The organism is Brachyspira hampsonii, assembly GCF_001746205.1.
Lineage (GTDB): Bacteria > Spirochaetota > Brachyspiria > Brachyspirales > Brachyspiraceae > Brachyspira > Brachyspira hampsonii_B.
The window spans coordinates 18,410-42,742 of sequence record NZ_MDCO01000011.1 but is presented as its reverse complement, the minus strand read 5'-3'; the positions used below and the strand labels follow the sequence as shown (position 1 = coordinate 42,742).

Here is a 24,333-nt window from a genome sequence, read left to right as displayed (position 1 = left end):
GATAATTAAATCTTCTTTATTCATTTTTTACTTCCTAATTTTTGAACATCTTATTTACAAGTTATCAACATTGTTGACAACTTATAAACATAGAATTATTCATTAATAGCTATCTCATCTTCTATATCGGTTAACACTGATTCAAAATCTTCATATTTTCCTCTTTTAATAAAATCTTATAAAAATAATCAAAATAATATTTTGACTATTTAAGCAATTATTAATTCTTTATACTTCTGCATTTCTATTTCTATAATTTTTAAGTTTAATAGTCTGCTTGTAAGTCTACCTTTCATATATTCAGAATCAGTTTTTTTATTCAAACTCTTTAATAAATCATCATAGCTTTTATTTGATGTCAGTATCACAGTTTTTTCTCCGCTTCTTATATTATCAAATATTTTATAGTATCCATCTATGGCATAATGAAAACCTACGCTGTCAATATCATCTATCATAATAATATCTGCATTTTTGGCATTATCTATTTTTTTATCAATAGTGGCTTTCATATCTTTATCTTTAGCATTTTTATTGAATAAGTTTTTATTCAAATCTTCAAAATGGCTAGCCTTCATATACATTACTTTGATGTTATTCATAACATATATCTGCCATAACATTTTTAGCATTGTAGTTTTACCTGTTCCGCTCTTCCCCCTGAAATATAATGACATTGTACTTCCTACATTCAAATATTTTTTTATAGAATTAATCAGCTCAGTTTGATTAAATCTTTTTGCAAAAATATCTAAAGTCATTTCATTATCTAATGTGCCGAATACTAAATTATATGTTTTTATAAGGTTATCAATTCTTTCTATCTTTTCTGATATTTTAGTTTTTTCATCGCTTACACAGTCGCACATAGTAGGCAGACTGTATTTCCTTCCTGAAAAACTTAAATCATCTGGAACTTTTAGAAATCCATACTCATCGCATTTAGTACATTTTGGGTCTTTTCCGTCCCTTGCTGTTTTTTTTAATTCTTCCAAATATTTTTTATAGCTTTGCAGACAGTAGCTGATATCCGCAATTTGCAATTTGTGAATACGCATCATCTAGGTTTCCTCCCTCTTCTATAATTTTTAATAAATAATTCAGTTTATCAATTCCGCTTGGTATTGTATACTTTTTTGGATTCTCGCTCTGAGTTTTATTTTCTTCGTTTGTATTACTTTGTTTTTTTCCTGTGTTTCTAATAGAGCATACTTTGTTAAATCCTGAAGTCTTAAACTTTTTCGTTCTTCAATAGGTAGCCTGAAAAAACTTTTTTTAACTGAGTTCAATACTTCATCAATATTGTTATTTTTTCTATTGGAAAATGCATCTAATAAATGTTTTTTGTACAATGCTGATTTTATGTAATCAATCCTAAAATTAACTAATTCCTTATGAAGTTTATTAAACTTTTCTAAAAACTCATTCTGAAGCTGAAGCTCTTTTATCTCTTCATCATCTGTTAAAAGTTTTGCTGGATATATTGAGCTTTCGTCCACATCTTCATTAAACAAACTAGGCTCATCATATATCACAGTAACAGTAGCTTCGAGATTCTGAAGTTTTTTATCCTCTTCTTTCAGCTCTTCAATTTTATTTTTCAAATTAGTGAAATCATATACAAGTCCGCTTGATATTAATTTTCCTTTTTGATAAGTCCTTGCTATTTTTATTTTTAAATAGCCTTTTGCCTGCAGACTTTTTCTTTGTCTGCAAAAACTTGTTTTTTTAGAAGTCATATTGCAGTCGCTGATTTTTTCAAAATCTTTATTTGTTAAATGAAATATCCAGCATACAAATTTAAACTCGCTTGCACTCAATCCTAATCTATCGCTGTATTCAAGCACTTCAAAAGGTATTGTCAACAAATCTGCAGGATAATCTATTTTTCCGTAAAGTGCTGAAAACTTTTCTAACTCTGCCATTATTCTATACCGCCTAATATATTTTTATAAGTCAATTTTTGTACTAACATTAAACCGCCTCCGTGATAGTATTTTTTTAAAAATATTCCTCCTTCTGCAGTGATAAAAATTATTAAGGCAAAGAACTGCCCAAATGATTTAAATAAATTTCTACTGCATTTGTTTTTGATATTTTTTAGCAGGAATGCTAATTGATAAAATAAACTCTGTTCTTTATCTAAAAAAGTCAAGCATAACTTTTTAGTTGCAATTATTATCGAGATTTTTAAGAATTGTTTTTGTTGTAAATCTAGTATGTTTTTTAAGCGTACTAGATTTTTTAATTTATTGATTTGTATTTTGAGAGAAGATTGTAAAACTCGTACCGCTTTCCATAGTCTTATAAAATTCGTTAAAATTAAAAATTTTCAGTATATAATTATAAATCCAATATTCAAAAGATTTAGAAAATCTTTCAAATATATTATCAATATCCTTATCTAATTTTTTTAATTCATTTATTCAAGTTAATAATGTATTTTCAATAATTTCTGTATTCATATATTAAGTATAATAATCAAATATATAAAAGCAATTAATTTAATATTTAAAAAATTATTTACACACACCGCCCTATATCTTTATTATTTTGTTTTCAATTTTAATCTTTATTTCCTTACTGCTTATAACAAAAAAGCATGCCCGTCCAAGTTTTGATTAGATTTATAATTAACTAAACGCACGGTTAATAATTTTTTTAATATTAATAATATTATGAATTATAACTTATTTATATTTTTCATATTATTTAGCGTGCGGTATTGAATTTGTTAATTAAATAAAAATTAATTATTGACATTTTATGATTTTTATAATAGAGTAATTGACTATGCGGAGCGGGTAAACGCGGTATTTAAGTAACTAATACTGAGGAAAGTCCGTACCTCTAAAGGGCATCATGCAAGCTAACGGCTTGAAGGCGAAAGTCTATGGAAAGTGCAGCAGAAAATATACCGCCGATTTGGTAAGGGTGAAAAGGTATGGTAAGAGCATACCGCATTTGTGGCGACATGAATGGCAGTGTAAACCCCATGAGAGGCAAGAGCAAACAGAAACGGATTGCCCTTTTCCTAAGTTTCAGGTGGCTCGCTGGAATATTATAGTGATATAATATCAAGATAAATGTTTACCTTAAATGACAGAATACGGCTTATAGCTCCGCTTATTTTTATAATGTTAAAAATAGTTAAATAATATTGTTATTTTTTTATTATGAATATATTATTTATAAATCATAAATAAAAATTGGTAAATAAATGGTAAGCATAATCATCACAACTAAAAACTCAGAAAATTTTATCGCTGATTGTATAAATGCTGTAAAAAATTCTAATTATAAAGATACTGAAATAATATTGGTGGATAATAATTCTACTGACAGAACAGTAGAAATAGCTAAAGAATTAGGTGCTAAAACTTTTATTAAAGGTCCAGAACGATCTGCTCAAAGAAATTATGGGGCTGAAATGTCAGGAGGAGAAATAATAGGATTTTTAGATGTTGATATGACTTTATCAGAAAATGTTATAACAGAATGCTTGGAAATTTTTGAAAACAATAAAGATGTGCAGGCTATTTATATACCTGAAAAAATTTACGGAAAAAGTTTTTTTAATAGAGTAAGAAGTTTTGAACGTTCATTTTATGATGCTACTGTTATAGATGCTGTAAGATTCTTTAGGAAAGAGGCATTTATAAAAATAGGAGGCTTTGACCTAAACTTAAATGGTACTGAAGATTGGGATATAGACAGAAGAATAAAAAAAATAGGAAAAACTGACATAATAAAATCTCCATTATATCATCATGAAAATCATACTCTAAAACAATATATAGTAAAAAAAAGCTACTATGCTTCAAATTTTGATAATTACTTCAAAAAATGGGGACATGATAAAACTACTAAAAAGCAATTTGGAATGTTTTATCGTTACATTGGCGTTTATATAGAAAACGGTAAATGGAAAAAACTATTATCCCACCCTATTTACTCAGTATCTATGTACTTCTTAAGATTCTTAATAGGCATTGTTTATATACTTTCAAAATTTAATATATCAAAAAAAGAAAATGTTTATAAGGATAAAAAATGTTAAACTTAGCTAATAAAAAATCATTAATAATACTTTCAATAATAGCAATTATAATAGGAATATTTTTAAGATTTTATATATATAATAAATCAATAATAGGAAAACCTCCAAGATTAGATGAACAGTACCAATTCTATCAAACAGAAAAACATATAAAAGAAAAAAAATTTCCTATAGAAGGTGTTTTCCTAAATACTCCAGATACTTATTATAGCGAAGAAGGCTCAAGAGTTCCAGGTGGATATTTTTATTTATCATATATACTAAAATATCTCATTGGAGGAAGAACTTATGAAGGAGCAAGATTTATTAATATGCTCATTTCTATATTAGCAAGTATTATATTTTTTGTTTGGAGTTATAAAAGATTTTCGCTGACCACATTTAGTATTATTTTAATGCTTATGTCTGTTAATATATATTTCTTAAATGCTGGAAATAATATATATAATCCGAATAATCCTCTAATACTATCTTTTATTTTTTTACCTGTACTTTATGAATATTTATATAATGAAAAAAAATTCATATATGCTGTTTTGCTGTTTCCAATCTTAGCATTATCAGCACAATGCCATTTTTCAAATTTCTTTTCTTTAATTCCATCCCTTATAATATTTTTAATAATAAGATGGAAAAAAGATACAAAAGAAAATATAATCCCGTTGTCTATAGGAGTATTCATATCATTTCTGACTTATCTTCCTTATTTAATATATCAATTTCAAAATAATTTTGAAAGCATATCAAAAATATTAGGAAGAAAATCAGAAATAGATGCAGTCAATATAATACAGCCGCCTCAAATTTATTCAATATTACTTTTCACTACAAATGAATCTGGAAATAAATATGTAAATGGAATAAAAGATATAATAAACAGTTATTTTGGAAGCAATCCTTTATATATTTTTACTTTTATATTTTATATATTATCATTTGTATTTGCTTTGACAGCATTAATTTACGCTTATAAACATTTCTTTACTAAGAAGATGTTAACAGATAATGATAAAAAGACAAATACATTAAAAGATTTATTATTTTTCTATATATTATATATAATAACCTCTATAGTATTCTATATGCTTGCAAATATAGGTTCAGGAAGACCGCATTATTTTTATTCATCATTTACTTTAGGATTCGTACCTATAATATATTTTATAGAAAATATAAAGTATACAAAAAATAAATATATAAACTATATTTGCTTATATGCTTTATTAAATATTATAGCTATTTTTATTTATAGAATATAATTAAAACTTTATTATACCATTAAAAAATTGTTTATCTCTCCATTCGATAAAGTCTTCAAATGTTGTAATATTATTCTGTAGAACGGCTTTATAATATTCTATACCCATTATTTTTATATCATCAGGAGTTTCATATTTTAATTTTAATATTATATTTCTTTTTTCTTCAGTAAGCATATTCATTATATCATCAGCATCTTTCTCAAAATATCCGTCATAATAAGATCCTTCTAGTATATGAATAATATCAATCTGCCAAATTTCATCTTCACTGCATTTATAAAATAAATGCCACTCTATACAATGCTCATCTGTATATATTAAATTTGTATATGTAATTTTTTGTATATTTTCATTTGAAGCTATTTTAGATATAGCATAAAAACTTTTTTCTATATTTAATTCAGATGTATAAACATGAAAATCAATATCCCTATTTTTCATTAAAAGTCCCATTTTTAAAGAACCTACTAAATTAACTCTAGCGCCAATATTTTTAAAAGCATTTTCAATATCAAGTTCTTTTATAATATTAAATGCTTTATTCTGATTATAATTAGAAAGTTCTATAATCTCATTAATATGATTATTCATAATTCAAACCTAAAAAATAAATATTCATTTTTAATAAATGATAAACTATTTTATTTTATTATTCAATAAATGATATTTAAAATATAATTATGTAATAAATATAAAATAAGAAGTATATAATTTAATATAAAGTATCGCTTATATTTTAAACTTAAAAATATTAAAATTTTAATATAAAACTAAATTATAAATATATTCACTTTTAACGACATTTTATATTCTTGACAATTTAAAATTTTATAGTATAAAGAATTAACATAATATTAACTGTATTTATTAATTTGAGGAAAGCAGATGAAAAAAGGTAAAAAGTCCGAAATAAAAAAATTAAGAGTAAAAAAACATAAAAATCTTTTACTCGTAAAAAGCGACAGTGAAGAAGATAAAAGAAAGTTAGAAACTATTAAAGATATACTCATAAATAATAATGAGGATCAGTCTAAATATGATTTGCATAATTACTTTTTGAATAATAAAGGAGAAGCTATTTTTAAACATCTTCCTTTTTTTGATATATATGAAAGACATTTTTCAAAATATAGAGGTAAAGATATCAATATGATGGAAATCGGTGTAGGAAGCGGCGGAGCTGTAAAGATGTGGAGAGAATATTTCAGAAACAATAAGCCTGAAGCTAATGTTAATATATATGCGATAGATAAAAATCCTAAATGCAAACAATTTGAACAGGATAATATAAAAATATTTATAGGCTCTCAAGACGACAGAGATTTTTTAAAAGAAGTAAAAAGTCAAATTCCAAAATTAGATATTTTAATAGATGACGGCGGACATAGAATGAATCAGCAAATTATAACTTTTGAAGAGATGTATGAACATATAAAAGATGACGGACTTTATTTATGCGAAGATGTTTATACTTCATATTGGCCAAATTTTGGAGGCGGTTATAAAAATCCTAATTCATACATAGAATATACAAAAAATTTAATAGATTATCTTAATGCATATTGGGCTACAGAAGAAGATGATTTATTTCCAAATGCCTTTACAGACAGCACCTACTCTATTCACTATTATGACGGTATAGTAATAATAGAAAAAAGAAAAAGAGATACAAGATATAATGATATATGCCAGCAGGCTATTATAGGTAAAACTAAAGAATGATTAAAAGTAGATACGATTTTTAATAATATAAAAACTTTTGATAAATTTAAAATATTGTTTGTATAATAAATAATTAAAAGCTGCATTAAAAATTATGATTAATTGAAATATTATATAAAAAATAAAAACTCTTAATTTTATTATAGTTATTTTATTTTCCTTTTCTTTTTGCCAATATATAAGCAAAACTATCAAAATATTTCATAATACTTTCATCTGTATTATATTCATTATCGCCAAGCAAATAATCGCATAAAACTTCTCTCAATCTTGTAAACTCTTTTATGCTATGTTTTTTGTACTGAGCTAATATAGTCAAATCTATAAGTTCTAAGGCTCTGTATGCAGAATTTTTAGAATATTCAGAATTATTTTTCTTTTTAAATTTTATTGCTCTGTAAACTTCACTTCCAATATTAGCCATCTGTTCTGCAAGACTTAAAGTTTTCCATTTTCCATTTGCTGAATCTTTATGCATATAACTCATAAATATACCTACTGCTTAATGATTAGATTATTTAATATTGATATTATTTTATTTCTAATATTTTCATCTTCTACATACCTGCTTCTATTATTATCAGAAGGTCTTATATTGATTAAAGAATCAAACTCTATAAAATCTTCATCATCTAATTCAGGATAAATATTAATCCCCCATAAATCATGTTGTGAAGAACCATTTTCTATAAGTAAAGATTCCAAATCGCTGTGAAGTTCTGCATCCAAAGCTAATTCATTTTTTTCTATATCAACAACACCCTTCACCATATCCGTAAAAAAATTTCCAAGCAGATTTTTTATTTCTGACGCTTCAATGCTTTCCCTTATAATTATCATAAAATATTAATACTCCATAAACATATTTAATTAACATAACATTAACGGCAATATAAATTTTTTATATAGAAATTTAGTATGTACATAAATATTTTTTATAATTTATATTCCGATAATAAGAGATAGTTTTATTATCAGCAATAATAAAATTTTAAATGCTAGAAAGCTGAAAATTGTGAGCGTATAGAAATTTATTTGCTGTACTTTTTGACGAATACTGCAAATCAAGCGTACAATTTTTATTAAAAATATATAGCAATAAAAAAATAATAAAAGAATTTTAGATTATTACGAGAATAGAAACGATATAATAATCACTTCTATATTAAAACAGGAGATAAAAATGAGAGTTACTGAACAAGCCCAATTTAATAGAACAGTTAGTACAATAAAAAGAAACTATAATGAGATGGAAGTTTCTCAAACTAGATTATCTACTGGTCAAAGGGTGCAGTACCCTCACCAGAATGTTACATCAACTATCAATTCTATATATTATAGAACTAGAATGTCATCAGTGGACAGATATCAGAATAATATAGTCGATGGAAAAGAAAGATTAAGTGTAGCACATGATTCTATGTCTGCTATAACAGAAGCTTTGAACAGAGCAAGAGATTTAGCAGTACAAGGAGCAAACAGCACTTACGGAGCAGATGACAGAGCTAAAATGGCTATGGAAGTAGAAGAAATGATAGAAAGAATATATGATATATCCAAAACTCAAAGCAAAGGAGAGTTTATATTCTCAGGAACTAGTATTAAAACAGCACCTTTCAGAGCATTTTACGGATATGATGAAAAAGCAGGACGCTCTATAGTACAATCCGTTATGTATGAAGGTGATGGAAATGCTCAAAATAGAGAAATAGAAAACGGACAAGTTATTAATGTAGCAACTCCAGGTAATTATGCTTTTTGGGGAACTGATATGGAAATAATATCTACAACAGATGCTTCAACTTATATTGCTGCTGAAGATCAGGATATTATGATAGATGATATGGTTATTAATATTAAACAAGGCGATAATATTGAAGCGATAGTTCAAAGAATAAATGATGCTAATGGAAATGTAAGTGCCAGCATAGGAGATTTAAAAGGCGGAGAAAAAGTTATACAGCTAAAAACAGGATCTCCTCATAAAATACTTCTACAGGATTTAGCAGGAGGTACAGTTTTGCAGGATATAGGATTAGTAAGAGAAGGTGCTGCCAATAGTCCGGAAAACAATTATGAACCTAGCACTTTAGTAACAGGAAAAAGCATATTTGAAAGTTTAATCTATTTAAGAGATGCTATGCTAAATGATGATGTAAGAGCTATAGGAGGAGAAGCATTAGGATATATAGACAGTTCTTTAGATAATGTTGCTACTGTTCAGGCTAATGCATCTTCTAAAGTAACAAGACTTGATATGGGATATACTAGCTTTGAAAATCAGAAATTAGCTATTGAAGAAGCTTTAGCTAAAAATGAAAATATTGATTATGCTGAAGAAATAGTTAATTTTAATATGTGGCAATATGCTCATAATGCTTCATTACAAACAGCCGGAAGATTATTAGGCAGAACTCTTATGGACTATTTGAGATAATATAAAAAATAAAATGCTGACAATATAAAATATTTTTAATGTGTAGAAGGAAATAATTTTATGCCGGAAATAGAATCTAGGATATTAGGAAAAATAGAAGTTTCAGATGATTCATTATACCATCTAAATGGTACTATATTAGCATTTGAGGAGTATGATGAATTTTATCTTGTTAATATGGATGAGGAAGGAACTTTTAAGATACTTCAGTCTAAAGATAATAAAAATGTATGCTTTATACTTATAGATCCGTTTTTGATATTTAAAAATTATGAACCTGATGTGCATGATGATGATATAAAATATTTAGGTATAGAAAATAATGAAGATTTATATCTGCTTACTATTGTCAGCATTCCAAATAGTGATTTTAAATCTATGAGTGCTAACTTAGTAGCCCCTGTAGTTTTTAATATAAAAAATCACAAAGCTAAACAATGTACTGTCTCAGGAGATAAATATACAACCAGACATTCAATTCTTTTAGAAGATAATGATTCTTCAGAAAATGCCAATACAGAGGAAAGGAGTTCATAACAATGCTTGTACTTTCTAGAAAAATAAATCAAAGCATAGTAATAGGAGATAATATAGAAATAATGCTCGTAGATATACGAGGAGATCAAATAAAACTTGGTATTAATGCTCCTAAAAATGTAAAAATATTCAGAAAAGAAGTTTATGAGGAAATAGAAAGCCAAAACTTAGAGGCCTCAAAAGAAGCTACTGCTGATAAATTAAATATTTTGAGTAATTTTGTTAAAAATAAATTTGGTAAAAAATAGTAATTAAATAATATTATTTTTCTTAAAATTCTTATAAAATCTAAACTATCATTATATTTATTTTTAAAAAGTAATAAATAACATAAGTCATCAGCTTGTAAATGGATTAATTAATCTGCCGTTTTTTATTAAATTAATAGGTGTTAAAATTATATAAGATATCAAGAAATTAAATAATGATATTATAGCTGAAAATATTAATAGCATATTATATGTTTCTAAAATTCTATTAAAGAAATTATTTATAAAAATAGGAATATCAAATTTCAAAAATACTTTCATTATAATAAATATTGTATTTAATATTAATGACAAAGCAAATATTACTATAATACCTTTTGAAGCATGTGAAATATCAGCCGGACTTAACTCCATATGAGAAGCTATTGCTATTGATAAATATAAAAATATCCAAAAAGTAATATTTTTGAAAGCAGAATACTCTACAATATTTTTTATAATATTAATAAAAATATTATAAGTATATACAAATATATTTGATATTGTATAGTAAAATATTGATAATATATCAGAATTAAATACTTGTTTATATTTTATAATAGGTATTTCAAAAATATTATTTTTTAACTCAGGAGCTAATAAAATAAATAATAAATAAACTATTAAAGTACCAATAATAATCGGTCCTACCCCTATAAAAAAATTACCCATTTGCTGATACCAACTTCTTGAATCATAACTATGAAGAACATAACCTATAGTGTCTGATTTCGTATTAAATAATTTTATATCATTAATTTTATGTTTGAATAATAAACAAAATAAGGCATGTGAAAGCTCATGTATAGGAGTACCTATCCAGCCTGTAATATAAACTTCTGTTTTAGCTCCTAATGTTTTAGCAAATATTCGCCTAGTAATAGAAGAAAGCACATATAAAATAAATCCGAATATTATGATACTTCCGAATGATCTGAATAAATCTATTATAGTTTTAGTTAGTATAATAACTATAAAATAAAAAAAATCTTTTATCATTTTTAATTCCGTATATGAATTTATCGGAAGAAAATGCCTTTTAATTTACTTTTAAGCTTATATAAAAATATAAATAAAGTATGCACTTGAAAAAATAGAGTTTATACTATAAACTATTACGACGATTAAATTATTTACATTATTAAATAATATCTGTTTTGTATTATAGTATAATGAGTGGAGAAAAAATGAAAAAAATAATATTTATGATGCTATTAATATTAAACTCTTTTGCTTTTGCTATAGATGATATAATAGACAAAGATAATATGCATAATTTAATAGAAGGAGTAACCTCAACAAGATTCGGCTCAGATAGAGTAAGCACCATATATGATTTTGCTCCGCTTATGAATCATAATACTCCTTTTAAATTAGGAGTAGCAATATTAGATTTATCACATATAGTTGATAATAGTCATACAAATGCTGACGGCAGCAGAAAATTAGCTTTTTTGCCTAAAGGTTTTGTAGGATTAAGCTACGGTATATTTGGATTTGGATATCAATTTAGTTTATATAATGACCTTAATAATAAAAACAGTCCCATTGCACATAGTCATTCATTTTCTTTCGGTTTTGCTACAGATAAATACCGATTATCATTACCTATTTCTGTATCTGTGGGAGATCCTTCATATTATGGAGGAAAAATTTCTGTTAGTACAACTCCTAAATTTTCTTTTATGTTTAGGGGTGGTTTATTAGATGAATTTACAATGTCGCTTCATTATGGTATACAGCTTTCTAGTGTTACAAATAATGTAGGAGGAACAAAAATAGCTCCTATGGTATTAGGAGGTTCTTTATACGGCAGTATAATGCTTACAAGATTTGATAATTATCCTGTTCAAATAAGTCTTCCTGTAAAATTAGGTTTCTACTATGGTATAGGTGCCAGATGGGCTACTATAGATGCAGGATATGCTGAAGATGCTACACTTAATTATTTATATGATGATGCAGGCGGAAGATCTACCGACAGTATATATTTCTATCTATTAATGCCTGCTAAATTTGAAGCTAAATTGGGGGCTATATATACTTATGTAATGCCTAGACTTATGTTTGAGGGTAAAATATATAAAGTGGATGGTGAATATAATTTGCATTATGGAGTTGAAGGAGAAATTCGAGTTACTTTGGTTGAAAATTTCACATTCGGTTTGACAGGATATGCTGAGGGTCAGGGAATAATGAAAAAAAGTGCTGACTTTAATATATATAATGCATTCGGCGGAGGATTGGATATTTGGGGCATTTGGCGATACTAATTAATTTATAAGAATTTAAATACAAAGCAATATACTATATTATAAAGTATATTGCTTTTTTATATAAAAACTTAATTATTAATAATCATTACTGCTAATATTTTATTTTCTATTTTAGAGATTTATACTAATCAATTATATTTTATGATATTTTTTTAATAATATATTAAAAAGTTATTGTATTTATCATACAATTTATTATATTATTAATAGATGATTGTGATAATTAACTACAATATGCAGTAATTATTTCACATAAAAATATTAGAGTCAATTAATCAGTAAAAGGAGGTATATTATGACTAAATTATTTAATATTTTAAATAACGAATGTACTTTTCTTAGTGATGAAGACTACGGCTCATTAATAGGCGAATATTATGAAATAATAAGTAAATACATATAAGAATTATATTATTTGTTTCTCCTTAAAGCCTATGCATTTATTGCATAGGCTTTTTTATTATAATTAATATTTTATACTTATATATTATATTGACAAACAAATAAAAATGCATATACTATATATTGATATAGTTTTTATTGGAGGATAAATTATGAACTTAGAAGAAAAACTTGAATTATATTATAAAGGCTCTTCTATAGAAGATGATATGGAGAAATGTGAATCTACAAATGATTTCAGTAAAATAAAAAGGAATTCTTATGATTATTTTCATTATAAAGAGGAATTTTTGAAAGATTATTTTTCTATAGAAGATGAGAAATTAAAAAAAAGATATGAACATTTCATGAAGATACTTATTTACGGAAACGATAAAGAAGGAGAAGGCGGAACTAGATATGTTATTTTTGATTATATAGTTAATAGAGATTTTGAAAAGTCACTCAGATATCTTGTTTATGGATATGAGAAAAGATATAAAGAGCAGGCAAGAACTTTAAATGGTGAAAAATTAATATATACAGTTTTTGAAGATTTTAATAAATACTTCAGTAAAGAGTTTGAAGAATACACAGATAAATATATTAATATTATTAATAACAATGACAATAAAAAAATACTGCATAAAATGGGAAGAGATGCTGTAATACCATTGATTGCAATATGTTCTGTTATAAAAAATAATAAAGAATGTGATGAGAAATATATAAATGCAGCTATAAAATCATTCGATGTTCTTCCAAATCTTTATGATACTTTAAATGTGATTGCTTCTCTTTTAGATAAAAACGAAGCTATAAAAAATAAATTTGTAGAAGTATTAAATAACAATGAAGAATATATTATTGATATGAATATTGAAATTGGACAGTATTTAAGATTATTAGATTACAGTAATCCTTATAAAGCCAAAGATAAATTCCTCAAAGCAATAAATTATCCAAACTCTTTTATATTTATAGCAAAACATTTTGAAGATTATTTTCATTATGCATTCATTTATGGGGCAAGAGATTTATATTTAAACTATAAAGAAGATTTTTATAAAGTTTATAATTTAGTAGGAAATGATTTAAAAAATGATAGAAACAAAAGAATATTTATAGTACTTAGCGGTGTTTTATTAGAGCATAATGATAATAATATAGACACAAATAATTTAAAAAAGTCTATACCTGTATTTCAAACTATAGTTAATAAATTTACAGAAGATAAATCTAATAGATATAATAAGAGACCTACTTTTACTACTACAGTAAAAATAGAAGAAATATTTGATAAAGATAAAAATAAACTCTTTGATACGCTTATAGATTATTATACAGACAAAAAAAATACATACAATCTATACAGTACATACAGATGGGGAAATACTCTCCCTGAATATTGTCTTAATACAGAACTTTATTATTTATACTCTTTATTTAATTATGACAGCGATGAAATGAAAAACTATAAAAAGTTTGCTCTTGATATTTTTAAATATTTACCAATTCAGATTGGAATAAGAAAATATATAGAAGTGCAGGCGTCTATAGGAAGTAAAACTTTAAAAGAAGTTATTGATAGTTTATTAAATAATAAAGAATTAAATATTACATTAAAAGAAATTCTTCTTTCATACTATTTTGATTATGCAGGAGATTTTTCAAATTATTATTATGACTATGGCGGAAAATGTCTACCTACATTATATAAAGAGCTTAGATGTGTAGATGAAAATAATAATGTTATTATAAACAGCGTAAAAGATGAATTATTTAAAAGCTATTTTGATGAAGTGGTAAATATATTAAGTGATGATAAGTTTATAAAAGATAATATAGCATCAAATAAAAATACAGCATTAGATATATTAAAGACTTTGTATAATAAATGTCATTATAATGATTATCATTTAGTTTATACAGTTCTTGAAAATACAAAGAGAGCCGAAGTAAAAAGATATTGTATTAAAGCTATTTCTGATAATGAAGCTATTACAAGAGAATATGTTGAAAATATGTCAGAGAAGGTAAGATCATCAGAACTTAAAGGAGCATTAAAAAATATTATTAAGAATTGGAATCTTAAAAAATATGGTGATAATTTCAAAAGTATTGATGAGGCTTTGGAGTTTATTGATACTTATTACAATACAAATTATGAAAAAAATATAAAATTCTTAGATGATGTTCATTTGACAAAAGTTTTATACAATAATGGAAAATTGGCTGATGAGAGAATATTTAAATATATTATTATGGAATATATGAACTTAATTGAGCCTGCCAGATTAAAAGACTGCGATATGCTTACTGAGATTCTTGATATTGATTCATTTACCAATGCTTTGGAAATGTTATATATTTATTGGAAAGATTCTAATTACGAAGCAACAAAGAAAAATATTTTAATACCTTATCTTTTGTATTCTGACAATTCAAAGATAGATAAAGTTTATCCTCTTATAAAAGAGTTTGCTAAAGGTTCCCGCACTGTTATGGGTGCGTTTATTGTAAAATGTATTGCATTAAACGGAAAAAGTTATGCATTAATATTGGTAGACAGCCTCACAAGAAAAGCACCTACTGCTAAAATAAAAGAAGTAGCAATAGAGACTATGGAAAATGTTGCATACTTACTTGATATGACAACAGATGAGCTTTCAGACAGAATAATACCTAATTTCGGATTTGACAGAAAAGGCGAAAAAGTTTTAAGCTACGGAGGAGAGGCAAAAAGAAAATTTACATTATCAATAAACAATGATCTTGAACTCACAATAACAGATAATGATAAACAAAAAATAATAAAATCGCTCCCAGCTCCAAACAGCAAAGATGACAAAACAGAAGCAGATAATGCTAAAAAAGAATGCACAGCTCTTAAAAAAGAAATAAAAACTTTAATACAGAGTCAGAAAATAAGACTTCAGAAAGTATTATTAAACGGCAGAAAATGGACTTATGATAATTTTAAAACTGTATTTGTTGAAAACCCTATAATGAATTTATTTGCATTAAAACTAATATGGGGCGTTTATGATGAGAATAATAATTTAATAGAAAGTTTCAGGTATATGGAAGACGGTACTTTCAATACTGTTGATGAAGAAGAGTATACTCTCAAAGAAAATGCTTTAATAACTTTAGTACACCCTTCAGAATTAAACTCTGAAACTATAGCAAAATGGAAAACTCAATTATCAGACTATGAGATATCACAGCCTATAGAACAGCTTGATTTTAAATATGAAGAGATTACAGAAAAAGATATAAGCGAAGACAAAATTACTTCTCTTAATTCCAAAAAAATAAAAGCAGGCGTATTGATGTCATTAGCAAATAAATACGACATGGCTAGAGGCGAGACTATGGACGGCGGAACTTTCTGCGAGTACATATTAAAAGATACTTATCTCAATATTGCTGTTCATATATCATTCGATTATATGTATTTTGGAATGGACGCTAATGAAGATATTGAGTTTGGCGATATAGAGTTTTGCGAGATAAATGACGGCATTGAAACTTTGATTAATCCTCTAAAAGTAGAAAAAAGATTTGCTTCTTCAATTTACAGCATAGTGAAAAGTGTTTTTGGAGATTGATTTTATTTGATTGAACTAAAATAAATTTATATTTTGATATGTGGGGCTTTCCTATATGGTGAGCCCCATTTCTTTGCAACATCAGAAATTATTGTTAGTTACAACATACAATTTTTATATAAGTATTAACACTTTATTAATCTTCACCAATCATTTTCCGTTGCTTCTTCTATATGATTTTTTCTTCCCAAATCATAATATTTTTTAAATATAAGTCTAAGAATTTTCATAATCTTTATCTTCTAGGATTATGATATTATATTCATTTAAATATTTCATATTTGAACTCCTTTTTATTTAACTGCTATTTATTAATTTAACCATCATAAGATCATGATCTATATAAATATTTTCAATTATATAATCATACTCAAAAGCTGTTTCTGTTATAGATATGATATATTTATTGCATTCATTTAATTTTTCAATTGTTAAATCTTCTTCATAATCATGAATTATTTTAAAGAAAAATTCAGAAAAATTATTTTCTCTTGAGTTTTTTATACCGCCTCTTACATCATAAATATTGTCAATAAGTGGTTTTATACAATCCATTTCATAGTATGGAATTTTTTGATAATAACCATCAGGCTCTGCATATAAGATATTTACAAAAATTAAACCTAATAAAATTATTTTTTTCATAGTTTAGCTCCTTTACTTTTTAAAATATCTATAATTTCAGTTCTTTTAAATGCTATCGCAAGATATAGAGCATTATCACCATTATCATTTTTTATATTAATATTAGCCACTAATTTATTAATTCCTTCGCCTTTAAATCATCACCATTAACTATAGTAATCATTAAAGGTGTAAAACCATCGTTATCTTGTGAATTAATATCAGCTCCTGCATCTAACAATATATTTGTTATTTGAACAGAACGTGCCCACATTAAAACATCTTGACCGTATTTATTTTTTATAGTTATATCAGCACCTGCTTCTAACAATAATTTTACTTTTTTAGGAGAACCGCTCTCTACAGCTATTCTTAAAGGGGTTTTACCGTCGTTGTCTTGAATATTAATATTAACCCCTGAATCTAAAATATTTTTTAATTCTAGACTTGATCCATATCTTACAGTTTTAAATATTTCTTCATCAGTTGTTGCTGAATACAAACTTATTGATAATAAGATTAAAATAATTAGTATTTTTTTCATTTTTACTCCTTTTTAATGTTCCCCCATCCAACCTAATTGTAAAATAAGTTCATAAGTGTCATAACAGATTTCATATATTACATAAGGGTAATCTAATTCTTTTAATACAAATTCTGTATATAATATGAGGTCTTCAGTTACATCTGTTATGTCTTTTTTTGAAAGAAAAGGTAAACCATTATCTTCAGTAAATGTCATATCTGATAATTCTATTTTTACATAGAAGTCTGAAATATTTTTTTGTTTTGCTCATTATAGCTTTAATTATGTTTTCTCTTATTTTTCTTACTGAACTATTATATACTATAGTATATGTATGGTAAGCTAAAGCAACATTACTTATAACAATTACCCCTGATAAAATAATTAATAATTTTTTCATTTTTTACCACCCTTTAATATAAGTGTGAAAAATCAATTAAGAAAACCATAGTGTTTTTAGTTTCTTTAACTTTTTACATTTTACATTTGACCCTGTTACTATTTTTACAAATCTTTTTTCTATATCAGATCTAATATAATCGGTGTTCCATTCGCTGCCTGTGAAATTAAATGTCATATAGAATGCAAAAATTCCGCTTCTTGTTAGGTCATCCATCCTTAAAACAGCCATATAAAACATCATTCCCCATTATCAGTTTCATAAGGTTTATCACTAAAATCTTTAACATCTATCATCTCATTATAGAGATTTTGTGAATAAACTATACCCGCTAAAACAAATAATAAGATTAATATTTTTTTCATTTTTTTGCTCATAAATATAGTTATTATTTTAATATGGTATTATATATTTACCGGTTTTATCTTTAAATTTTCCTATTAACAAGAAAAATATATCTACAAAATAAAAAAATCCAAATACATAATAATTTTGGGTACTAAACGAAACTATTAAAATTATTAAATCTATTATGCCAGTAAATATTTTACCAACATAAAACCTATGGAACGAAGGAAGTATTACAGCTAAAATTAAAGCAACCTTCCAGCTCTTTTTGGATATATTTCCGTTATCTTTTATAAAATTAATTTTTTCTGTAATTTCTTTATTATCCTTATTATTTTCAAGCAGTTTATTATAAATATCTTTTGCTTCTTTAAATTGACAATTTTGATTATAAGAATTTCCAAGCCAAGCCCAATTCCAATCATTATCAGGATTTAATTCTACCGCCTTATTCAAACATCATATAGCTTCTTCATAATTACCATTTAGATTATAAGAAGCACCTAACCAACTCCAATTAGTTTCATCATCAGGATTTAACTCTACAGCCTTGATTAAAAAATTTATAGCTTCATCATATTCTCTATTTCTATTATAAGAACAGCCTAGCCAATACAAATTAACTTCATCATCAGGGTTTAATTCAGCAGCTTTCTGAAAATACTTTATGGCTTCTTCATATTCTTTATTATCATAATGTGATTTTCCCTCTTTTAATAACTCATTATAATCTTCTGGCAATGGATTTTCATCTTCATAATTTTTATCTTTATCTATATCTTGAACAGATAATATTTGTACATTTCTTACCCGTCCGTAACCTCTTTCTAATCTCTCCAAAACATTTTCTTCTGAATTGGCTTTAATATTTTTAGTATCTGACTCCCATCTATAATGATTATTTACTCCTCCTCTAGTATAAAGTTCAAATTTAACAGTATACTCTTTAGCATTTTCATTTAATTTATCATTAGCATTTGCTGCTTTATATGCTAAATTTTTAACAGTTTCTTTTACTACTACTTTTACTACTACTTTTCCAAAATTACCTAATAATCCCATTTTAAAAATTTCCTTAAATTAATTTTTTATTTTACTTAAAATATATCATCAGAAAACCAATCAACTGAATACATAGTTTCTAATATTCTGCATACCTGCTGTGAATTATTTAATTCATTTAAAGATCTGCTAAGTTTATTATTTACACTAGTTAATTGATTGTTGATATCATTAGATGTATTTTCATTCATAATATTATTACTCCTTAAAAAATTATTTTGTTGCTACTTTAAAAACTAATACAGCTAGAAGAACTACTATAATAACTACTATTCATCCAACTATTAAAAGCCCCAATTTTAAAAATTTTACTATACCCATTAATGAACTATTAGCTTCTAAAACTCCATTCTGTATGACGTTAAGTCCGCCTACAATTAGTAATAATGCATCCTAAAACCAGCCTACTATTGGTATGACATCAGGCACTAAATATACAGGTGAAACTGTATATATTAATGCTAATATTAAAGGTATCCAAGGTACTATCCAGATTGGGCAGGTTTGTTTGAATTGTTATTATATTCATTGTAATCACTCATAAAAAGCTCCTATAATGATTTTATTGCAATGCCGAAAGAGAGGGTATTAATATATTTGATTATTTCCAAAGAGTGAAATAAATTTTTGATAGTTATTTGATAGAATGAGTTTATAAAGTTTAATAAGATATTATAATATGATGCGATTAAACGACATAATTAAATAAACCTTATATTAGTATTTTCATTAATTAAGTATATAACATAATTGACATTTGTCAATATTTTAAAAAAATTATTATTAAGTTTTTACTATTTGTGTGAATTATTAAATTAAATTAACACTTGGCAGTATATTTTTATTAAGTAAAAAAATTATAATAAATTCATGAATTATCAAAAAATAAAAAACTATAAATGTTTATAATTAGTGCAAATTCAAAGAATTTAAAAAATATTAGACTTGTTTCAAAACTCAACTTCTTAATATTTATAGTTTTTTAATTTAATATTTTTTTAATTATATAATTATAGTTGGGGCTTTGCCATTACGAAGTACACAGCGTACTTCGTAAACCACCACTTATTTTGCCGACGCTGTGCAAACCTACTTGGTGGTGATCCAGGCGAAGCCCGCCTGCGGCGAAAGACTGCATGTTTATATACTAAAAGATAGTTTATATAACATGTAAAACATAATATTTTTAATTTAAAAATTTAATGTTGTCAAGTAGTTTTGAAACAAGTCTAACATAAATCTATGTAAATTATACTTGACATAAAATACAAACATAGTAGAATATTAGCTATGAACAGTTTTTTACATATAAATAATACACACTCGACACTCAGCCTATAGTCTAAATTTTTTAAATAATTCTTTTTATTATATAATCACTTTATTAATATTATTATATATAAATAATATTTTGTTATTGCATAACTTTTCATGCCAAACGCTTCATAAACAAAGTGAGATATATAAAAATATAATTAATATTCTTCTTTTAAAATTAATAGATTATTTCAAGCGATTAATTCTAATTTTCAAAATTAAAATAGAAGTAAACACTATGATGTTTATTATAAAAAATTAAATTTAAGGAGTTCAAATATGAACAAAAAACTATTAAGTATTCTATCAATTTTATTTTTATTTAGTTTGTTAGTAATAAGCTGCAGCACTAAAGATACAACAGGTACAGGTACACCTGTAGATGCTAAATGGCATGGTACTTATGAGTATAAAAATAATGGTAGTACAGAATATAGCATAACAGTAGATGCGAATGGTATATTAGTATTTTCTTCTATAGGAGGAGTTTACATTACTGAGAGTATTAGCAATAGTAGTTTAACAAAAATATCAGATAATAATTATAAAAGCGGCTATAGTAATTATCAATATTTTGAATTTACTGATAATACTCTTATAATAACTAAAAGTGATAACACTAAAATAACTCTAACAAAAAAAACAGTACAATAAATATACTAAAAGTTTTATAAAAATAAGTGGCTATAAAAAGCCTCTTTTTTATTTTAATTATGATTATCTAAAGATTTAAAAAATTACTAAAAATATTTTTTATTGTTTAAGTACCATAGATATTGCACGCTTCTTAGTTTAAAAAAAGCAGGTATTCATTATAATTTAAATTACTAAAAATAAAAAAGGAATACCTATGAAACAATATAATACAAATAAGAAAAAAAGATAGTATTAATTATTAGTAAAGCTAAAAATAAAAGAGTGCAGGCTATCAAATTTAATATTAGTATAAGAGCTTATTATTATTAGAGGAAGAAATTCGAAGAAACAGGAACTATAGAAAATAAGAGCATGAAACCTAAAAATACTCCTAATAAGGTTAAAAAGAAAAAGATTATTAATAAAGTAATAGAAGTCCGTAAGAAATACAAATATGGTAAGCTAAAAATTAAAAAACTCTTAGAAAAAGAAAATATTAAAATAGGTACTACCGCTATTGAAACTATATTAAAAGATTATAATCTCTATCGAAATAGAAAGAAGAAAATAAGAAAAAAACATAGAGGAAAGCATGCCGTTTATATCAAAGAAGCTAGTACGCTGTATGCTTTCGAAGCGAAAAAGTACAAATAGATGTTAAATATGCTTTTTTTGGAGAAATATGCTATTATCAGTTTACTGCTGTAGATATAGCTACGAAAATAAGTTTTAGATATTTATATGCTGAAAAAACACCGGAAAGCACTATTGATTTTCTTGAACGTATGCTAGAATATTTTCCCTTTCGGGTTCATTGTATTCAAACAGACAATGGTACTGAATTTACTTACCGAAAACTTTTATTTGAGAAAGAATACCCATTAGATATATTTTGTAAGAAGAAGCATATTAAAAGAGTTTATAGTACAGCTACGAAGTGCCCTGTGGGACTCATCACCTTGGTACAATGGAGTAGTTGAAAGTACACATCACTGCGACCAAAAAGAATTTTATGACTTTTGTAATATGGAATTAACTTTAGAGAAAGCTAATCAAAAATTAAGAAAATATAATAATTTTTGGAACTACAAACGCATACACTCATCTTTAAATTACGACACACCCATGTTATACTTTAAGAAATTAAGGAATACTTAAAATGCAATATCTCTGGTTCCTATGCAAATTTGATGAATATTCCTTTAATACAAATAATACAAATATTTTTTCATAATTATAAAATTAAAGGAGTTTTTATGTACTTAGCACCTGTAGGCTTAGTAGTTTATAATAGAATTGAACATACAAAAAGAGTTATTGAAGCTTTAAAGAAAAACACTTTAGCTTCAGATACTGATTTATATATATTTTCAGATGCACCTAGTAAAAAAGAAGATGAAGCATCTGTTTATGAGCTTAGAGAATATTTAAAAACTATAAAAGATGGTTTTAAAAATGTTTATATATATGAAGCTCAAAAAAATTTAGGTATAAAATATTCCACTGTTAATGCTGTAAACAAAATATTTGAGCATCATGAATATTTTATAGGTTTGGAAGATGATATTGAGACAAATAAACATTTTCTTGAGTTTATGAATAATGCTTTAAATTATTATAAAGATGATAAAGATGTTATGGCTATAACAGCGTTCTCACATAAAAATGCTACTAAAAATCATAAACATGATGTTATATTTACATACGCTTTTCATAGCTGGGGTTGGGGGACTTGGAAGAGTAAATGGAATAATATAAATTGGGATACTTGCGATACTTCTTGGTATAATAAAAGTATTAAGCATAAAATATTAGGAGGAGTTTTTTCTTGGTTTCATTTACTTGCTATAAAAAAGTCTGTTAAGGATAATTTTTACATTCAAAATAATTTATGGGATATTTATTATTCATTTACAATGTATACAAGAAAAAAATTATGTGTTTGGCCTTCAAAAAAATCTTTTACAAATAATTTTGGTTTTGATGGTACAGGCTATCATAAATTTGATTTTCATCATGGCTATTTTGAAAAAAATTTAGATGATGATAATATGAATATAGAGTTTTCATCTGATAAAAAAATGAATTTCTTTGAGTATCTAATCATATCAATAAAGATTGGTATATTCAGTTGGGCTAATGGATTTATAACTATGTTTTTAAGTAAATTTTTTAGAAGATAAAAAATATTATAACTTAAATTTTTGCCCACTTTTCTACTTTTATAACCCAAGCATTAGTTTGATTAGCAGCTTCAAGTCCTACTTCACTGTCTTCAAATATAATGCTTTCTTTTTCTTTTACATTAAAATGTTCCATACATTTATAAAATATTTCAGGGTGTGGTTTCTTCTTTTCTACATCATTGCCTGTTAAAATTAAATCAAATAATTTTTCAAGTTTGAATTCCTTTAATATGCCGTAAACTCCGTTAGGAGAGGCTGTAGTTGCTAATGCTGTATATTTTTTATTTTCTTTTTTATTATAGTTATCGATTAAAGTTTCTAATATGAGAGGGTGAATTTGTATTAGATTAAGATTGGCTAAATATATTTTTTCTTTTAAATTATGAATAGATTCTATTAATTCATTATTTTTATTTTCATCTTTCGTAATTTTATTTTTTAATTCTAAAATATTTTTTGTAAATATTTTGTAATGAAGTCCGAAGCATTTATTATAATAGTAATCTTTATCTAATTCTATATTAAATTCTTTGAATGCATTGTAATATGAATAATAATTTAAATATGCACTATCTATAAGAGTGCCGTCCATATCAAATATTAGTAATTTTATATTATCATTGTTTAACATTTCTAAAACCTTTTTTCATAAATATTTTTTATTATAACATATAAAATAAGTAATTCCAATTTATAT

Annotated in this window: 27 protein-coding genes, 1 other RNA gene and 1 pseudogene; 12 read left to right on the top strand and 17 right to left on the bottom strand. The window is 25.3% G+C overall.

The features are described 5' to 3' along the window. Positions 1-209: 209 nt before the first annotated feature. Complete coding sequence (locus BFL38_RS09000; protein WP_069726746.1) at positions 210-1,061, bottom strand: AAA family ATPase; 852 nt, start codon at positions 1,059-1,061, stop codon at positions 210-212. Positions 1,062-1,100: 39 nt separating this feature from the next. Then, positions 1,101-1,925, bottom strand: a complete 825-nt coding sequence (locus BFL38_RS08995) for a hypothetical protein (RefSeq protein WP_256097241.1) — start codon at positions 1,923-1,925, stop codon at positions 1,101-1,103. A gap of 867 nt (positions 1,926-2,792) precedes the next feature. Between BFL38_RS08995 and rnpB the strand changes: the two genes are divergently transcribed. From rnpB to BFL38_RS08975, 3 genes are all read left to right on the top strand, one after another. Then, positions 2,793-3,133: RNase P RNA component class A (rnpB, locus tag BFL38_RS08985), an RNA gene on the top strand. Positions 3,134-3,220: 87 nt separating this feature from the next. Next, on the top strand, positions 3,221-4,060 hold the full coding sequence (locus BFL38_RS08980) for a glycosyltransferase family 2 protein (RefSeq protein WP_069726744.1): 840 nt from the start codon (positions 3,221-3,223) through the stop codon (positions 4,058-4,060). Beyond that, complete coding sequence (locus BFL38_RS08975; RefSeq protein WP_069726743.1) at positions 4,054-5,319, top strand: glycosyltransferase family 39 protein; 1,266 nt, start codon at positions 4,054-4,056, stop codon at positions 5,317-5,319. Before BFL38_RS08980 ends, BFL38_RS08975 begins: the two co-directional genes overlap by 7 nt. Here the strand turns inward: BFL38_RS08975 and BFL38_RS08970 are convergent, their stop codons facing one another. Continuing rightward, a complete protein-coding gene (locus BFL38_RS08970; RefSeq protein ID WP_069726742.1) occupies positions 5,320-5,913 on the bottom strand; it encodes a hypothetical protein in 594 nt (197 codons plus the stop codon). A 294-nt stretch (positions 5,914-6,207) separates the two neighbouring features. Here BFL38_RS08970 and BFL38_RS08965 point away from each other — a divergent pair, with 294 nt between their 5' ends. Beyond that, complete coding sequence (locus tag BFL38_RS08965; protein ID WP_069726741.1) at positions 6,208-7,044, top strand: class I SAM-dependent methyltransferase; 837 nt, start codon at positions 6,208-6,210, stop codon at positions 7,042-7,044. Positions 7,045-7,195: 151 nt separating this feature from the next. Here BFL38_RS08965 and BFL38_RS08960 read toward each other — a convergent pair whose 3' ends face one another. Beyond that, a complete protein-coding gene (locus BFL38_RS08960; protein WP_069726740.1) occupies positions 7,196-7,531 on the bottom strand; it encodes a hypothetical protein in 336 nt (111 codons plus the stop codon). A gap of 8 nt (positions 7,532-7,539) precedes the next feature. Beyond that, positions 7,540-7,884, bottom strand: coding sequence for a DUF5674 family protein (locus tag BFL38_RS08955; RefSeq protein ID WP_069726739.1), 345 nt, complete (start codon positions 7,882-7,884; stop codon positions 7,540-7,542). 343 nt (positions 7,885-8,227) lie between these two features. Between BFL38_RS08955 and BFL38_RS08950 the strand changes: the two genes are divergently transcribed. The 3 genes from BFL38_RS08950 to csrA are packed head-to-tail and all read left to right on the top strand — an operon-like array spanning position 8,228 to position 10,266. After that, positions 8,228-9,481 carry a flagellar hook-associated protein 3 gene (locus BFL38_RS08950; protein ID WP_069726738.1) on the top strand — a complete coding sequence of 418 codons (1,254 nt, stop codon included), beginning with the start codon at positions 8,228-8,230 and terminating at the stop codon, positions 9,479-9,481. Positions 9,482-9,541: 60 nt separating this feature from the next. Then, a complete protein-coding gene (fliW, locus tag BFL38_RS08945; RefSeq protein WP_069726737.1) occupies positions 9,542-10,018 on the top strand; it encodes a flagellar assembly protein FliW in 477 nt (158 codons plus the stop codon). A 2-nt stretch (positions 10,019-10,020) separates the two neighbouring features. Further along, positions 10,021-10,266, top strand: coding sequence for a carbon storage regulator CsrA (gene csrA, locus BFL38_RS08940; RefSeq protein WP_008724655.1), 246 nt, complete (start codon positions 10,021-10,023; stop codon positions 10,264-10,266). A gap of 90 nt (positions 10,267-10,356) precedes the next feature. Here csrA and BFL38_RS08935 read toward each other — a convergent pair whose 3' ends face one another. Further along, positions 10,357-11,265, bottom strand: a complete 909-nt coding sequence (locus BFL38_RS08935; RefSeq protein WP_069726736.1) for a hypothetical protein — start codon at positions 11,263-11,265, stop codon at positions 10,357-10,359. Positions 11,266-11,453: 188 nt separating this feature from the next. On the opposite strand from BFL38_RS08935, the gene BFL38_RS08930 reads away from it, so the two are divergent. Both BFL38_RS08930 and BFL38_RS08925 read left to right on the top strand, forming a co-directional pair. Next, complete coding sequence (locus BFL38_RS08930) at positions 11,454-12,539, top strand: cell surface protein (protein ID WP_069726735.1); 1,086 nt, start codon at positions 11,454-11,456, stop codon at positions 12,537-12,539. Positions 12,540-13,096: 557 nt separating this feature from the next. Then, positions 13,097-16,537: a DUF4132 domain-containing protein gene (locus BFL38_RS08925; RefSeq protein ID WP_069726734.1), complete on the top strand. Its 3,441-nt coding sequence runs from the start codon at positions 13,097-13,099 to the stop codon at positions 16,535-16,537. A gap of 297 nt (positions 16,538-16,834) precedes the next feature. Here BFL38_RS08925 and BFL38_RS08920 read toward each other — a convergent pair whose 3' ends face one another. The 10 genes from BFL38_RS08920 to BFL38_RS15515 all read right to left on the bottom strand — a co-directional run bounded on the left by BFL38_RS08920 (position 16,835) and on the right by BFL38_RS15515 (position 19,953). After that, the gene (locus BFL38_RS08920) at positions 16,835-17,182 is read right to left on the bottom strand and encodes a hypothetical protein (protein ID WP_069726733.1); all 348 of its coding nucleotides are present in this window, start codon (positions 17,180-17,182) and stop codon (positions 16,835-16,837) included. 109 nt (positions 17,183-17,291) lie between these two features. Then, entirely contained in the window at positions 17,292-17,705 is a 414-nt protein-coding gene (locus tag BFL38_RS08915) for an ankyrin repeat domain-containing protein (RefSeq protein WP_069726732.1), read from the bottom strand. Between the two features lie 12 nt (positions 17,706-17,717). After that, entirely contained in the window at positions 17,718-17,903 is a 186-nt protein-coding gene (locus BFL38_RS08910; RefSeq protein ID WP_069726731.1) for a hypothetical protein, read from the bottom strand. Next, positions 17,890-18,087 (bottom strand): hypothetical protein, encoded by a 198-nt coding sequence (locus BFL38_RS08905; protein WP_069726730.1) that lies wholly within the window; start codon positions 18,085-18,087, stop codon positions 17,890-17,892. Before BFL38_RS08905 ends, BFL38_RS08910 begins: the two co-directional genes overlap by 14 nt. A gap of 36 nt (positions 18,088-18,123) precedes the next feature. Then, positions 18,124-18,318, bottom strand: a complete 195-nt coding sequence (locus BFL38_RS08900) for a hypothetical protein (RefSeq protein ID WP_142950336.1) — start codon at positions 18,316-18,318, stop codon at positions 18,124-18,126. 8 nt (positions 18,319-18,326) lie between these two features. Beyond that, positions 18,327-18,452, bottom strand: a complete 126-nt coding sequence (locus tag BFL38_RS15525) for a hypothetical protein (RefSeq protein ID WP_256097240.1) — start codon at positions 18,450-18,452, stop codon at positions 18,327-18,329. A 28-nt stretch (positions 18,453-18,480) separates the two neighbouring features. Continuing rightward, on the bottom strand, positions 18,481-18,891 hold the full coding sequence (locus BFL38_RS15520; protein ID WP_256097239.1) for an NINE protein: 411 nt from the start codon (positions 18,889-18,891) through the stop codon (positions 18,481-18,483). A 3-nt stretch (positions 18,892-18,894) separates the two neighbouring features. Next, positions 18,895-19,497, bottom strand: coding sequence for a tetratricopeptide repeat protein (locus BFL38_RS08890; RefSeq protein ID WP_069726728.1), 603 nt, complete (start codon positions 19,495-19,497; stop codon positions 18,895-18,897). Positions 19,498-19,532: 35 nt separating this feature from the next. Further along, entirely contained in the window at positions 19,533-19,688 is a 156-nt protein-coding gene (locus BFL38_RS15180) for a hypothetical protein (protein WP_176720569.1), read from the bottom strand. A gap of 202 nt (positions 19,689-19,890) precedes the next feature. Then, positions 19,891-19,953 carry a DUF1232 domain-containing protein gene (locus tag BFL38_RS15515; protein WP_256097244.1) on the bottom strand — a complete coding sequence of 21 codons (63 nt, stop codon included), beginning with the start codon at positions 19,951-19,953 and terminating at the stop codon, positions 19,891-19,893. A gap of 1,140 nt (positions 19,954-21,093) precedes the next feature. Between BFL38_RS15515 and BFL38_RS08885 the strand changes: the two genes are divergently transcribed. From BFL38_RS08885 to BFL38_RS08875, 3 genes and pseudogenes are all read left to right on the top strand, one after another. Further along, positions 21,094-21,468 (top strand): hypothetical protein, encoded by a 375-nt coding sequence (locus BFL38_RS08885; protein ID WP_069726727.1) that lies wholly within the window; start codon positions 21,094-21,096, stop codon positions 21,466-21,468. A 196-nt stretch (positions 21,469-21,664) separates the two neighbouring features. Further along, a pseudogene (locus tag BFL38_RS15760) lies at positions 21,665-22,608 on the top strand (integrase core domain-containing protein). Positions 22,609-22,706: 98 nt separating this feature from the next. Further along, positions 22,707-23,633 (top strand): glycosyltransferase, encoded by a 927-nt coding sequence (locus BFL38_RS08875; RefSeq protein ID WP_069726725.1) that lies wholly within the window; start codon positions 22,707-22,709, stop codon positions 23,631-23,633. A 13-nt stretch (positions 23,634-23,646) separates the two neighbouring features. On the opposite strand, the gene BFL38_RS08870 is transcribed toward BFL38_RS08875, so the two are convergent. Beyond that, a complete protein-coding gene (locus BFL38_RS08870; protein ID WP_069726724.1) occupies positions 23,647-24,267 on the bottom strand; it encodes an HAD family hydrolase in 621 nt (206 codons plus the stop codon). Positions 24,268-24,333: the final 66 nt, after the last annotated feature.

Coding starts and splice junctions, on each gene's coding strand:
- BFL38_RS09000 (WP_069726746.1), bottom strand. CDS start 1,061: ATGATGCGTATTCACAAATTGCAAATTGCGGATATCAGCTACTGTCTG.
- BFL38_RS08995 (WP_256097241.1), bottom strand. CDS start 1,925: ATGGCAGAGTTAGAAAAGTTTTCAGCACTTTACGGAAAAATAGATTAT.
- BFL38_RS08980 (WP_069726744.1), top strand. CDS start 3,221: ATGGTAAGCATAATCATCACAACTAAAAACTCAGAAAATTTTATCGCT.
- BFL38_RS08975 (WP_069726743.1), top strand. CDS start 4,054: ATGTTAAACTTAGCTAATAAAAAATCATTAATAATACTTTCAATAATA.
- BFL38_RS08970 (WP_069726742.1), bottom strand. CDS start 5,913: ATGAATAATCATATTAATGAGATTATAGAACTTTCTAATTATAATCAG.
- BFL38_RS08965 (WP_069726741.1), top strand. CDS start 6,208: ATGAAAAAAGGTAAAAAGTCCGAAATAAAAAAATTAAGAGTAAAAAAA.
- BFL38_RS08960 (WP_069726740.1), bottom strand. CDS start 7,531: ATGAGTTATATGCATAAAGATTCAGCAAATGGAAAATGGAAAACTTTA.
- BFL38_RS08955 (WP_069726739.1), bottom strand. CDS start 7,884: ATGATAATTATAAGGGAAAGCATTGAAGCGTCAGAAATAAAAAATCTG.
- BFL38_RS08950 (WP_069726738.1), top strand. CDS start 8,228: ATGAGAGTTACTGAACAAGCCCAATTTAATAGAACAGTTAGTACAATA.
- fliW (WP_069726737.1), top strand. CDS start 9,542: ATGCCGGAAATAGAATCTAGGATATTAGGAAAAATAGAAGTTTCAGAT.
- csrA (WP_008724655.1), top strand. CDS start 10,021: ATGCTTGTACTTTCTAGAAAAATAAATCAAAGCATAGTAATAGGAGAT.
- BFL38_RS08935 (WP_069726736.1), bottom strand. CDS start 11,265: ATGATAAAAGATTTTTTTTATTTTATAGTTATTATACTAACTAAAACT.
- BFL38_RS08930 (WP_069726735.1), top strand. CDS start 11,454: ATGAAAAAAATAATATTTATGATGCTATTAATATTAAACTCTTTTGCT.
- BFL38_RS08925 (WP_069726734.1), top strand. CDS start 13,097: ATGAACTTAGAAGAAAAACTTGAATTATATTATAAAGGCTCTTCTATA.
- BFL38_RS08920 (WP_069726733.1), bottom strand. CDS start 17,182: ATGAAAAAAATAATTTTATTAGGTTTAATTTTTGTAAATATCTTATAT.
- BFL38_RS08915 (WP_069726732.1), bottom strand. CDS start 17,705: ATGAAAAAAATACTAATTATTTTAATCTTATTATCAATAAGTTTGTAT.
- BFL38_RS08910 (WP_069726731.1), bottom strand. CDS start 17,903: ATGACATTTACTGAAGATAATGGTTTACCTTTTCTTTCAAAAAAAGAC.
- BFL38_RS08905 (WP_069726730.1), bottom strand. CDS start 18,087: ATGAAAAAATTATTAATTATTTTATCAGGGGTAATTGTTATAAGTAAT.
- BFL38_RS08900 (WP_142950336.1), bottom strand. CDS start 18,318: ATGGCTGTTTTAAGGATGGATGACCTAACAAGAAGCGGAATTTTTGCA.
- BFL38_RS15525 (WP_256097240.1), bottom strand. CDS start 18,452: ATGAAAAAAATATTAATCTTATTATTTGTTTTAGCGGGTATAGTTTAT.
- BFL38_RS08890 (WP_069726728.1), bottom strand. CDS start 19,497: ATGGGATTATTAGGTAATTTTGGAAAAGTAGTAGTAAAAGTAGTAGTA.
- BFL38_RS15180 (WP_176720569.1), bottom strand. CDS start 19,688: ATGAATGAAAATACATCTAATGATATCAACAATCAATTAACTAGTGTA.
- BFL38_RS08885 (WP_069726727.1), top strand. CDS start 21,094: ATGAACAAAAAACTATTAAGTATTCTATCAATTTTATTTTTATTTAGT.
- BFL38_RS08875 (WP_069726725.1), top strand. CDS start 22,707: ATGTACTTAGCACCTGTAGGCTTAGTAGTTTATAATAGAATTGAACAT.
- BFL38_RS08870 (WP_069726724.1), bottom strand. CDS start 24,267: ATGTTAAACAATGATAATATAAAATTACTAATATTTGATATGGACGGC.